Below are 11,907 nucleotides of genomic sequence, written 5' to 3' on the forward strand. Positions count from 1 at the left end.
TCAACAAAAAAAGCGCCCGAGGGGGAAGTCGGGCGCGGAAGAAGGGAAGGCTAACCGGGGGAGATCAGGCCGCGTTTCCCTGAGAAAGAGGGGCCAGCGCCGCAGGCAGCTTACTGAGCTCCTGCACCAGAGAGTCTTTGCTGATTTCACCGATTGTTTTCGCACCGGTCAGCGTCATCGCCACCTTCATCTCTTTCTCGATCAGGTTCAGCAGATTCGCCACGCCCGCCTGGCCGCTGGTGGCCAGCGCGTACAGGTAAGCACGGCCCAGCAGCACGCTGTCCGCGCCCAGGGCGATCATGCGCACCACGTCCAGCCCGTTACGGATGCCGCTGTCGGCCAGGATCGCAATATCGCCTTTCACCGCATCGGCAATGGCCGGCAGGGCGCGGGCGGAGGAGAGCACCCCGTCAAGCTGGCGGCCACCATGGTTAGAGACCACGATCCCATCGGCGCCAAAACGTACCGCGTCGCGGGCATCTTCCGGGTCGAGGATCCCTTTGATCACCATCGGGCCGTCCCAGAATTCGCGGATCCACTCCAGGTCTTTCCATGAGATCGACGGATCGAAATTGTTCGCCAGCCAGCCGATGTAATCCTCCAGCCCGGTCGGTTTACCCAGGTAGGCCGAAATATTGCCCAGATCGTGCGGACGGCCGTTCACGCCCACATCCCACGCCCACTGCGGGTGCGTCACCGCCTGCCAGTAACGGCGCAGGGCCGCGTTAGGGCCGCTCATGCCGGAGTGGGCGTCGCGGTAGCGCGCGCCGGGGGTCGGCATGTCGACGGTAAAGACCAGCGTTGAGCAGCCCGCCGCTTTGGCGCGCTCCAGTGCGTTGCGCATAAAACCGCGATCGCGCAGGACGTACAGCTGGAACCACATCGGGCGCTTGATAGTTGGGGCGACTTCTTCAATCGGGCAGACGGACACGGTGGAAAGGGTAAACGGAATGCCTTTGGCATCTGCGGCGGCGGCGGCCTGCACTTCACCGCGACGGGCATACATGCCGCATAAACCGACAGGTGCGAGCGCTACCGGCATGGAGAGCGTTTCGTTAAACAGCTTCGTCTCAAGGCTCAGGTCAGACATATTCTTCAGCACGCGCTGGCGCAGGGCCACCTCCGACAGGTCTTCCACGTTGCGGCGCAGGGTGTATTCGGCATACGCCCCGCCGTCAATGTAGTGGAACAGGAACGGGGGCCAAATGCGCTGCGCCGCGGCGCGATAATCACTGGCTGCTGAAATAATCATGCTTTGTTCTCCCTGGAAATATCACTCTCGCCAGGCAGACGGGTAATACGCGCCTGTCTGGCCTGATCTTCATCGAATCGTTTAATGGTGGTATGCACGAAGCCGAGATGCGCCATCATCGCCTTGCGCGCGGCCTCGGCATCACCGGCCAGAATGGCGTTGAGCACCGCCTCGTGCTGTTCGGTCAGCTGAGCAAACACCGGCGGGACCAGATACATGCGCTGGCGGCTCTGCTTCACGGAGGATTGCAGCAGGTCGAAGAACCCGCGCATGGTTTGCAGCAGCACCACGTTGTGCGAGGCCTCGGCAATCGCCAGATGGAACCGCACGTCCGCCTGGGAGGCGATGTCCGGGTCGCTGCTTTGCGTGGCCTCAAAACAGGCTTTGAGCTTCTCTTTGTCGGCGTCGGTTGCCCGCATCGCCGCGTGCCACGCTGTACTGGTTTCGATGGCGTGACGCGCTTCGAGGATGTCGAAGCTGTAGTCCGGGTCGTTTTCCATCAGCGTCTTCAGCGGCTGCACGATGTTTTGTTCGGACCAGTCGTCATGCTGCCAGCGCACGAAGGTGCCGCCGCCGCGACGGCTCAGCAGCACCCCTTCACTAACCAGCGTCGCCAGCGCCTCGCGCAGTGAGTTGCGCGACACGCCAAGCTGAGCGGCAAGCTGACGCTCGGCGGGCAATCTCATGCCCGCTTCCAGCTGTTGTTCTTCTATCAGCGCCCGTACGCGAGTGGCAATCTCGTCGGACAGGCGTCTGGGCATCACTATCATGGAATCATCCAGGTTAAGACATAGGCCTGCAATGTGGTGATCACGCCCACCATGCAGGTAAATATCAGGCTGTGTTTAACGGTAAAGCGGAACAGATCCGACTCTTTGCCTACCAGCCCCACCGCGGCACAGGCAATGGCGATGGACTGCGGCGAGATCATCTTCCCGGTCACGCCGCCGGTGGTGTTCGCGGCGACCAGCAGCACGTCCGAGACGCCAATCTGCTGCGCAGCCGTGGCCTGTAGGGCGGCAAACAGGGCGTTAGATGACGTATCTGAACCAGTCAGGAACACCCCCAGCCAGCCGAGGAACGGCGAGAAGAAGGTAAACGCGTGGCCGGTATGCGCCAGCGCTAACGCCAGCGTCGACGACAGGCCGGAGTAGTTCGAAATAAACGCGAACGCCAGCACCATGCCGATGGAGTAAATCGGCAGCATCAGCTCTTTAATCGTCGCCGCAAAGGTCTGCACCGCGGCGGCAGGCTTCATGCGCAGCCACACTACGGAAAGGATAGCGGCAAACAGGATGGCCGTGCCGGTGGCTGAGAACCAGTCGAACTTAAACACTGCCGCATATGGCGTGGCGTCGTGCACCACCGGCGGCATACGGGCGACCATTTTGTCGAGGAACGGCACGGAGATATTAATCACCATGTCGTACAGCGCGCCGCCCGGGGCGAACAGGGCTTTAAAAGGCGGAATGCTCCACAGCGTCACGGTGGCGGTCAGGAACAGGAACGGTGACCATGCGCGCACAATCTGTCCGGCGGTATAGCCGGTGCGCGCCAGCGTCTGATCCACGTGCGATGCGCCCATGTCAGCAAAGCGGAAGATACGTACCGGCTGCCAGCGTTTCAGGAACAGCGTCAGGCAGACCAGCGACACCAGGGAAGAGATGATGTCCGGCAGTTCCGGGCCGAGGAAGTTGGAGCTGAGATACTGGGCAATGGCGAACGAACCGCCCGCTACCATCACCGCAGGCCAGGTCTCCTTCACGCCGCGCCAGCCGTCCATAATCGCCATGATCCAGAACAGCACGATAATGGTCAGGAACGGCAGCTGGCGACCCACCATCTGGCCGATCTCGAAGCTGTCCAGCCCGGTCACCTGGCCCGCCACCAGAATCGGAATGCCCATCGCGCCAAACGCCACCGGGGCGGTGTTCACAATCAGGCACAGGCCAGCGGCATACAGCGGGTTAAAGCCCAGCCCGACCAGCAGAGCGGCGGTGATCGCCACCGGCGCGCCAAATCCTGCCGCCCCTTCAAGGAACGCCCCGAAGGAGAAACCGACAATCAGCATCTGTAAACGCTGGTCCGGTGTAATAGAGAGAATCGACGAGCGAATAATGTCGAACTGCCCGGTTTTGACCGAGATTTTGTAGACAAAGACGGCGGCGATGATGATCCACGCAATCGGCCACAGGCCGTAGAAGAAACCATACACCACGGAGGCCAGCGCGCGATCGACCGGCATTTTATAGAAGAACAGCGCCACCAGCAGGGCGATGGCAACGGTGTACGTTGCGGCAAGGTAGCCCTTCAGCTTGAGCTTAATTAGCGCAAAGAAGAAGAACAGGATCGGTAGCGATGCGATCAGGCTCGACAGCCAGATATTCCCGGCCGGATCGTAGTTTTGTTGCCAGAGGCTCATGCAGGTCTCCTGAGGACCACACAGGTGTTCGTCGGGTGAGTCTCTGCTCATCTCAGCGTCACACTTAGTGTAAAAGTGGTCCGTCCAATATTGTGATGTAGGGTTAATGGCAATAAATGGTTAACCAAGTGTTGCTATTCGGCAATGGTTTTGTGAAGTGGAGCATCAAAACTGTGAACGATGGATAGCTTTGCACATGATTGGTAGGACCAAACCCGCAAAATTAACTTACCGTGTGCGATGGGAGCGGTAGTCAGGTGGAGAGCATTACATTCGTTTTTGAGCAGATACGACGCGTAAAAGATGTTGAATAAAATGGGGAGGTGATAATATTACGTGAATTGAATGAGGTTTGTTTGCTTTATTTGTGTTTTTGAAAAGCTGTATATATGTGAGCAGAGTGATTTATTTCCTATAAATAAAATTTTTTTTGGTTAAAAATGCGAAATCTAAGCTGTAGCAAAAAATTTTAATTAAGGTAAATTTCACATATAGATTTTAACAGTGTATTACAAACGATCAATTGCTGATCGATAAAGAAATATCCTGTTTAACCGTGATTTTTCAGGATAAAGGGCAAGAATTTTTTGCTGAAGTGACATTTTTTGGCTAATAATATTCTGAAATAAATTGATCAAACAATGATCAGTTGGCTCTCTTGTAATTTAGTTACGGTATTAAAAGCAAATTAATAATTATCAGGGCAATCGAAAGGGGTTAAATTTGTTAGCTGAGTGTTAATTCCAGAGTGTTTACAGACGCGGCGTACTGCTTTTCAATACGTAGACGTTAAAAGGCATATGATTTACTATTTATTCAGAAGCAACGTTACAGAAGACATTAAATTTATTACTAACCACAACGTATTCAGTGTTATTTTCGGCCAGAAGTCATTTCCTCAGTTGCAGGATATCTGTGTATGGCCTTCTGAAAATATACGGATTATCACCATGGGATGGACCCTGCTTTATTCTATAAGGTCGCGTCACCCATTCTGCTAAAACCCTTTTGGTGGCGTTTTTAAATCCTTATAGCGGTTATTGTACCTGGTACAACAAGTCTATATCTGTTTAATTTACAGAGGGGAAAGTGTTCCAAATGAAAATCAAAAATGTGGCGCTGGCGATTGCCGCGGCGGGGCTGCTGTTATCTTCTCAATCAGTACTGGCAAGCAGTGATTCTGGTGTTAATGCTTCCCTGGATACAGGCGCTGGCTCGCAGAGCACAGGCGGCGTGATCAACTTTACCGGGAAAATCACCCTTATTTCCTGTGATATTACCCCTGCGTCAAAAAGCAAAACGGTAGACCTCGGCGCGTGGGCGAAAAGCTACTTCGACGATCACAGCGAAACGACGCCGCGTGAGTTCAAAATCAACGTAGAGAACTGCCCGGAGACGGTTGAATCGGTTGCGGTACTGTTTGACGGAACCAAAGATACGGTGAATGACACACTGCTACAGGTTACGCCAGGCGAAGGTATGGCGACGGGCGTCGGCGTGAAGCTTTATAACAGCGATCGCAGCACCGCGATTAAACCGGGTACGGTATCTGAAACAACCGCACCGGATGCTGAAGGCAATGCTGAATTAACGTTTTATGCCTCTCTCGACAAAGACGGTTCGGAAATTAACGCGGGCGACGTCAATGCCGTTTCCAACTTCCTGATGGTTTATAACTGATTTCACTCTCAGCCACCTCCAGAGATAATAATGATGAAACGTTTATCGTATATTATGCTCACTGCATTAATGGTTAGTTCTGCGTCAGTTTCCGCTGGCGTTGTAATGGGGGGAACACGGATCGTATACCCACAACACAGCAAGGAGGTGGCATTTTCTGTTTCTAATATGGAAAGTGCGGTTCCCTATCTTATTCAGTCGTGGGTTGAAGGTGATGGGCAGGATAAAAATAACGCTGCGCCATTTATTGTCACACCACCTCTGTTCAGACTTGATCCGGAGCAGACCAACACGCTGCGTATTCAATATACCGGCGCTCCGCTGCCCACAGATCGTGAATCTGTATTCTGGCTCGATATTAAAGCGATTGCGCCAAAGCCAAAAGAGAGCAGCAACGAATTACAAGTTAACGTTAAATCGAAATTTAAAATTTTCTACCGCCCGGACAATCTGAAAGGGGACGCTGCCACTGCCTGGCAGAAAATAACGTTTTCGCGGACGGGAAAAGGGCTTAAGGCCGCCAACCCGACGCCATACTACGTCTCTTTTTATCGACTGTCCGTTGGCGGGCATAAAATTGAGCAGCCGGGCATGATCGGTCCAGGGGAAATCCGCGAATGGCCTGTGTCCGCCTCCGGGGGCGTAAGCTGGTCGGCTATTAATGATTTTGGTGCCATCACCGCCACCCACACCCAGCCTCTTTAAGACCATGTCTTTTCGCCTGTTTCGTTACGCGCCGCTTTCGGTGTTGCTGCTTAGCTTCAGCCGCGCGGGGATGGCCGAGGATTACTTTGATCCCGCCGCGCTGGAGCTTTCCTCTACCGAACAGAAAACGGCGGATCTGCACTATTTCTCTGAAAAGGGCGGGCAGATGCCAGGCACCTGGCTCGTGACGCTGGAGATTAACGGACGCGAGGAGCGGCATCAGGAGATCACCTTCGTCAATGAGAAAGGCAGCCTGCAACCCGTTTTAAGCGTATCGCTGCTGGAAGCGCTTGGGGTGAATGTCAGGGCCATTCCTGCATTCTCACGGTTGCGGGAGGGAGAAACGTTCACGCACCTCGCGGATTTCATTCCGGCAGCGCGAACCTCCTATGATTTCAACCAGCAGCGTCTCTTTCTCAGCCTGCCGCAGGCGGCGATGAAACACCGCAGCCGTGGCTACGTGCCGCAGTCGCAGTGGGACGATGGTATCCCGGCGGCCTTTACTGATTACAGTCTGTCGGGCGGCCAGGCACATCATCAGCGTGGCGTCACGACATCCAGCTATCTGAGCCTGCGTAACGGTATCAATCTGGGGGCGTGGCGGTTGCGCAACACCTCCGCCTGGAGCCACAGCGACGCGGGCGGCGACCATTTTCAGTCGCAAAGTAGCTGGCTGACCCGGGATATTCGCCGTCTTAACAGCCAGCTACGGATCGGCGATGCCTGGACCGCAGGCGACGTCTTCGATAGCGTGGCGTTTCGCGGGGTACAGCTTACATCAAGCGAAAGCATGTTGCCCGACAGCCAGCGCGGCTTCGCACCAACCATCCGCGGCGTCGCACACAGCTTCGCTAAAGTCTCCGTTTCGCAAAATGGCTATGTGATCTATGAAACCTGGGTGGCCGCCGGGCCATTTATCATTAACGATCTGTTCCCCGGCGCACAAAGTGGCGATCTACAGGTGACGGTCACGGAAAGTGACGGCTCAACGCGCGTCTTTACCCAACCCTATTCTGCGGTGCCGTTTATGAGACGCCTGGGCAGCCTGAAATACAGCCTCAACGCCGGACGATTTCACTCCGGCTCCGGCGATGCGCGTTCACCTGAGTTTGTTGAAGGCGCTTTCTTCTACGGTCTGCTCTCCAGGATGACGGTGTATGGCGGCTTTCGTACGGCGAGCAACTATCAGGCCGGTGCAATTGGCGTAGGCAGAGGGTTTGGCGCATTTGGCTCGCTGGGCATTGACGATACGCTGGCAAAAAGCCGTTTACCCAATGGCAAAAGCGCGATGGGGCAGGCGTGGCGCATTCAGTATCAGAAAGATTTCAGCGCTACCGGCACCGCCTTCAACCTGGCGAGTTATCGCTATGCCTCGCGCAATTACTATGAATTTAGTGAACTGAATCAGTCTGACAGCCAACAGCTGCAACTCAATAATCGCCGTAGCCGCTCGCAGGTCACCTTCTCACAGACGCTGGGTCAGTTCGGCAGCCTCAGCGTCTCGGCATGGATGCAGGATTACTGGCATACGTCCGGGCAGGATAAAACCATCCACATTGGCTGGTACACCAGCTGGCGAGGCATTTCCTGGGGCGCGGGGTATGACTACACCGACTCAGCGCTTGAGCAGCATCCCGATCGTACCGTGTCGTTTAACGTCAATGTTCCGCTTGGTCACTGGTTACCGGACAGCTCGGTCAGTTACTTCATCAACCACAACAATCGTGGGATGACCACTCAGCAGGTGTCACTCAACGGCAGTGCGCTGGCGAATCGCAACCTTAATTACAGCGTTCAGCAGAGTAAGGCCAGCGAGGGACAAGCCGACAGTACCAGCCTGGCGCTGCAATACAACGGTGGCTACGGCAACGTCAGCCTCGGTTATGACCACAGCCGAAGCGGTAGCAACGCGAGCCTCGGACTCGCCGGAGGCGTTATCGCCACGCAGTATGGCGTCACGCTTAGCCAGCCGCTGGGCGATACCGTCGCCCTGCTACGCGTGCCCGGCGCGGCGAACGTTGAGCCGGAGGGCTACAACGGGATCCATACCGACAGCCGCGGCTATGCGGTCATGCCAACGCTCTCGGCGTATCGCAAAAATACCGTCAGCCTTGATACGGCGACGCTGGGTGAGAACGTCGACGTTGAGCAGAGCGGTCTGACGCTCATTCCCACCAGCGGCGCGGTGGTGCTGGCCAATTACAAAACCCACATTGGTTATCGCGTTCTGTTTTCCCTGCGCTACCACGGCGAACCGTTGCCGTTTGGCGCGCAGGCTGAAGTGGTGGAGCAGAACCGCCATTCTGCAAACCGAAGCATGGTCGCTGACGGCGGTCAGGCCTACCTGAGCGGGGTACCAGAGCGCGGCACCCTGCGCGTCAGCTGGTATCAGGACGGGGAGCAGCAGCAATGCCAGACACCTTTCAGACTGGGGAAAGCTCATATGGCCCCCGGTATCGCCACGCTATCCGTTGAGTGCCATTAGAGGAATATCATGCGTCGTTTTATTCACTGGTTTTTCTATCTGAGCCTTCTTTCGCTTTTTGGCATGCTGAGTTTTCATGCCCATGCTCAGACCTCATCTTGCCGCACCACGCGCGATCAGTGGGTCGTTCAGGTGCCCTACGCCATAGGGTATGCGCCCGGCACGGCGGACTGGACGCCGATATCTGCGCCGATACAATCTACCGGGGCGGATTTCTACAGCTGTGATGGCGGGAATGATGCCTGGCGTAGTATCGGCTTTGTCGACATGGATAACCCTGTCGGCACCGTGGTTGGTGAAGACGGTGCGTCACGTCACGTCTATAAAACTCAGATCGACGGCATCGGCTATGCGCTGGGGTTCCGGGAACAGCAGTACTGCGGCGCCGATGCGGTTCGCTATATTGACGGCACAAGTCAGGTGAATGGCAATGAGTCCAGGCGCATTTGCGACGCATCGCAAAACCCCGCCTTTGCCAGCGCCTCAATGTATAAAATGCAGTTCTGGGTGGTGTTTTACAAAATTCCAACGACCAGCGCCATGCCTGACGATAACGCCAATTCCCAGGAGCAAAATGTCGGATCGCTGATATTGCAGGCGGGAGAAAATCAAGCCAGCGCCACCAACGTGGCGACACCGGTACAGATCCATCTCGCCAGCTTCACCGTCAGGCGTACCAGCTGTTCAGTGGGCTCTCGCAGCATTCTTGTTCCCATGGGGAGCGTGAGCCAGCGTGAATTTCATGGCATAGGCTCCCGCGCCGGAGGCGGACGCTTCAGCATTCCGGTGACCTGCGAAAATAACACGGCGGTGAAGATGGGTTTCTTTGGCGATACCACGCCGGGCAACGATCGGGCGCTGGCATTGACGAAGCAGGAGGATAGCGCCAGCGGTGTCGGGATCGAACTGCTTTACTGTGACAATACCGGTTCGGTTCAGGGGCAGGTGGTACCGTGGAACACCCCACAGGTGTCAGCATTTGGGCAAGTGGGGGATAACCAGACGCAAACCTTCTGGTTTGATGCGCATTACCTTCAGACGGAAGAGAACGTGACGGCGGGAAAAGCGGATGCGATGGCGACGTTTAACCTGATTTACAACTGAGTTTCCCCTGCCGCAGCGGCAGGGGAGGACGATCAGAACGCGGTCTTACAAAAACCCGTCATCTCTTTCAGGCCCATTTCGCGACCAAGCTCAGTCATCGGGTGCACCACTACCAGGCCACGGACGCTTTTCTTCAGCTTGCCCATGTCGGCCTGCTCTTTTTTGGTGATCGCGCGGCGATGCGGCATGTTCATCAGCTTCTGCGCTTCTTTACTCAGCTTCTGGCCTTTCACTTCGCGCAGGCGTTCAATTTCCGCCTCCAGCTTCACGGACTCTTTTTCCAGCTCGGCATATTTCTCGGCGGAATCGACCAGGGAGAGGCCAGCCATCTGATGGCGGATCAGATCCAGACGGTCGCTCAGGCGTTTAATTTCGTTCTTTTCGACTTCTTTCATGACAAATAACTCTGAAAACGGGGAATTTACAGGGAAGGATACACCAATGTGTGCGGGCTTACTTCTGAAACGCTTTTTTTAAGCTGATTCTAGAAATCAGCTCAGTCAGGGAAAGCACCATGGTGGAGCGCACAACCTGTTGATAACGCAGCTTTTGCATCGCGTACAGATCAGGGTCGCTGTTATCAAACTGAGGTGCGGGAGGGAGCGCGGATACGCAGTGCAGTTCGCCGAAGGGCCCCAGTATCTCATCATCGGTAAAGGTGTACTCATTACCGTCATGATTGAGCTCTTCGCGCAGCGCCATTAACAGCTCGGCGTCTTCATACTCCTGGCGGTTCAGCACGCCAAGACCGTAAATCAGCTTCAGCCGTACCGATAAATCGCCCAGCGGTCCGTCTCCGTCCAGTAACGGTTCTACAGCATACTTTACCGCGTAGTCGTCTTTGCGAAACACCTGAAGCACCAGAATGTTCACCGCCTCGGTTAACAGCTCGACGGCGGCAATCAGGAAACTCCGTACGGTTTTGCCAGCATTCAGACGCTCAAGCACACGATTTTCAAAGGCCTGGGTTTGTTCCATTATTGCCTGCATATCTGACAATCTGTTATTCGGGCGCAGGCTAACCTGCGCCGGACTCTGCATCATTTGGTTGCGTTGTATGCGCTGACCGCCTCCGCAACTACGTCACTGTTGGCATCCAGACCGGAGATCTGCGCCAGCGCAGCCTGCGCGCCTTTGTCATCAATCAGCTGAGCCAGCTCAATCGCCTGCGGGTCCTGCTCGCTGCGGTAGTGCATGGCGGCAGCGATGCCCTTCACCAGGTTAGCGTGCGGCAGGCCGTATTCCAGCGTGCCCAGCAGCGGTTTAATCAGGCGGTCGCCCGCGCTTAGTTTACGCAGCGGCTGACGACCCACGCGCTCAACGTCATCTTTCAGATACGGGTTTTCAAAACGACCGAGGATTTTCTGGATGTATGCCGCGTGTTTATCAGCATCAAAACCGTAGCGTTTGATCAGCACCGCGCCGCTCTCTTCCATTGCCCCTTTGACCACCGCACGGATGTTCTCATCGAGGATCGCGTCACGAATCGTCTGATGACCGGCCAATTTTCCGAGGTACGCGGTTATAGCATGCCCGGTGTTCAGCGTGAAGAGTTTACGTTCGACAAATGCCATCAGGTTATCGGTTAATTCCATTCCCGGAATGGTCGGCAGCGCACCCTTAAACTGGGTTTTATCAACGATCCACTCGCTGAAGGTTTCCACGGTCACTTCCAGCGGATCGTTGGTGGCGGATGCTGAAGGCGGAACGATGCGATCCACGGCGGAATCCACAAAACCTACGTGCGCTTCAACCCAGGCTTTATCTTCGTCTGCGACGGTCGCAAGAACGTGGCCTTTCAGCTGCGTGGTGCCGCGCACCATGTTTTCACAGGCGATGATGTTCAGCGGTGTTTCAACGCCCTGTGCTTTACGCTTCGCCAGGCCTTTCGCAACCGCCGGGGCGATACGCTCAAGCACCACCGGACCCACGGCGGTGGTGACCAGATCAACGCTCGCGATGAGGTCAATCACGTCGTCGCCAATGCTGCTTACCGCGTTGACGCCAGAGACCGTTTCAACCTGTTCGTTTTCACCCACCACGTGAACCTGATAGCTATGACGGGCATTCAGGGCATCCAGAACCACCTGATTCACATCGGCGAATGTCAGGGTAATGCCCGCGTCTGCCAGCAGTTTACCGATAAAGCCACGACCGATATTACCTGCGCCAAAATGTAATGCTTTCATAGTGTTAACCTTCATCAATGTTTTTTACCCGAGAGGGCTGGGGTGAGGAACGTTTTCCCCTCACCCTAGC

10 protein-coding genes are annotated in these 11,907 nt (G+C 55.5%); 4 read left to right on the forward strand and 6 right to left on the reverse strand.

Translation table 11 applies throughout. From position 1 onward, the window contains the following. Positions 1-64: 64 nt before the first annotated feature. Genes lldD through lldP form a run of 3 tightly spaced genes read right to left on the reverse strand, consistent with a single transcriptional unit; the run spans position 65 to position 3,674 of the window. Positions 65-1,252 carry an FMN-dependent L-lactate dehydrogenase LldD gene (gene lldD, locus KTH07_RS21330; RefSeq protein WP_217310848.1) on the reverse strand — a complete coding sequence of 396 codons (1,188 nt, stop codon included), beginning with the start codon at positions 1,250-1,252 and terminating at the stop codon, positions 65-67. Continuing rightward, positions 1,249-2,022: a transcriptional regulator LldR gene (gene lldR, locus KTH07_RS21335; protein ID WP_006808630.1), complete on the reverse strand. Its 774-nt coding sequence runs from the start codon at positions 2,020-2,022 to the stop codon at positions 1,249-1,251. The genes lldD and lldR overlap by 4 nt, the downstream gene beginning before the upstream one ends. After that, the gene (lldP, locus tag KTH07_RS21340) at positions 2,019-3,674 is read right to left on the reverse strand and encodes an L-lactate permease (protein WP_003860175.1); all 1,656 of its coding nucleotides are present in this window, start codon (positions 3,672-3,674) and stop codon (positions 2,019-2,021) included. The genes lldR and lldP overlap by 4 nt, the downstream gene beginning before the upstream one ends. 1,098 nt (positions 3,675-4,772) lie before the next feature. Between lldP and KTH07_RS21345 the strand changes: the two genes are divergently transcribed. From KTH07_RS21345 to KTH07_RS21360, 4 genes are read left to right on the forward strand one after another with little or no spacing between them, the layout of a single operon-like run. Beyond that, complete coding sequence (locus KTH07_RS21345) at positions 4,773-5,354, forward strand: fimbrial protein (RefSeq protein WP_015572771.1); 582 nt, start codon at positions 4,773-4,775, stop codon at positions 5,352-5,354. Between the two features lie 30 nt (positions 5,355-5,384). After that, positions 5,385-6,059, forward strand: a complete 675-nt coding sequence (locus KTH07_RS21350) for a molecular chaperone (RefSeq protein ID WP_023295610.1) — start codon at positions 5,385-5,387, stop codon at positions 6,057-6,059. 4 nt (positions 6,060-6,063) lie between these two features. Then, on the forward strand, positions 6,064-8,544 hold the full coding sequence (locus KTH07_RS21355; RefSeq protein WP_023304620.1) for a fimbria/pilus outer membrane usher protein: 2,481 nt from the start codon (positions 6,064-6,066) through the stop codon (positions 8,542-8,544). Between the two features lie 9 nt (positions 8,545-8,553). Continuing rightward, a complete protein-coding gene (locus KTH07_RS21360) occupies positions 8,554-9,648 on the forward strand; it encodes a fimbrial protein (RefSeq protein ID WP_063162179.1) in 1,095 nt (364 codons plus the stop codon). A 32-nt stretch (positions 9,649-9,680) separates the two neighbouring features. On the opposite strand, the gene KTH07_RS21365 is transcribed toward KTH07_RS21360, so the two are convergent. Genes KTH07_RS21365 through mtlD form a run of 3 tightly spaced genes read right to left on the reverse strand, consistent with a single transcriptional unit; the run spans position 9,681 to position 11,837 of the window. Then, complete coding sequence (locus tag KTH07_RS21365) at positions 9,681-10,043, reverse strand: YibL family ribosome-associated protein (protein WP_015572767.1); 363 nt, start codon at positions 10,041-10,043, stop codon at positions 9,681-9,683. 58 nt (positions 10,044-10,101) lie between these two features. Beyond that, complete coding sequence (gene mtlR / locus KTH07_RS21370) at positions 10,102-10,692, reverse strand: mannitol operon repressor MtlR (protein WP_023304618.1); 591 nt, start codon at positions 10,690-10,692, stop codon at positions 10,102-10,104. After that, positions 10,689-11,837: a mannitol-1-phosphate 5-dehydrogenase gene (mtlD, locus tag KTH07_RS21375; protein ID WP_023304617.1), complete on the reverse strand. Its 1,149-nt coding sequence runs from the start codon at positions 11,835-11,837 to the stop codon at positions 10,689-10,691. Before mtlD ends, mtlR begins: the two co-directional genes overlap by 4 nt. Positions 11,838-11,907: the final 70 nt, after the last annotated feature.

Origin of the sequence: Enterobacter cloacae complex sp. ECL72 (assembly GCF_019056635.1) — a bacterium.
Classification (GTDB): Bacteria; Pseudomonadota; Gammaproteobacteria; order Enterobacterales; family Enterobacteriaceae; genus Enterobacter; species Enterobacter hormaechei_C.

Bases quoted from the DNA above. Each gene is read 5' to 3' on its own strand.
- lldD (WP_217310848.1), bottom strand. From the start codon at position 1,252: ATGATTATTTCAGCAGCCAGTGATTATCGCGCCGCGGCGCAGCGCATT.
- lldR (WP_006808630.1), bottom strand. From the start codon at position 2,022: ATGATAGTGATGCCCAGACGCCTGTCCGACGAGATTGCCACTCGCGTA.
- lldP (WP_003860175.1), bottom strand. From the start codon at position 3,674: ATGAGCCTCTGGCAACAAAACTACGATCCGGCCGGGAATATCTGGCTG.
- KTH07_RS21345 (WP_015572771.1), top strand. From the start codon at position 4,773: ATGAAAATCAAAAATGTGGCGCTGGCGATTGCCGCGGCGGGGCTGCTG.
- KTH07_RS21350 (WP_023295610.1), top strand. From the start codon at position 5,385: ATGATGAAACGTTTATCGTATATTATGCTCACTGCATTAATGGTTAGT.
- KTH07_RS21355 (WP_023304620.1), top strand. From the start codon at position 6,064: ATGTCTTTTCGCCTGTTTCGTTACGCGCCGCTTTCGGTGTTGCTGCTT.
- KTH07_RS21360 (WP_063162179.1), top strand. From the start codon at position 8,554: ATGCGTCGTTTTATTCACTGGTTTTTCTATCTGAGCCTTCTTTCGCTT.
- KTH07_RS21365 (WP_015572767.1), bottom strand. From the start codon at position 10,043: ATGAAAGAAGTCGAAAAGAACGAAATTAAACGCCTGAGCGACCGTCTG.
- mtlR (WP_023304618.1), bottom strand. From the start codon at position 10,692: ATGATGCAGAGTCCGGCGCAGGTTAGCCTGCGCCCGAATAACAGATTG.
- mtlD (WP_023304617.1), bottom strand. From the start codon at position 11,837: ATGAAAGCATTACATTTTGGCGCAGGTAATATCGGTCGTGGCTTTATC.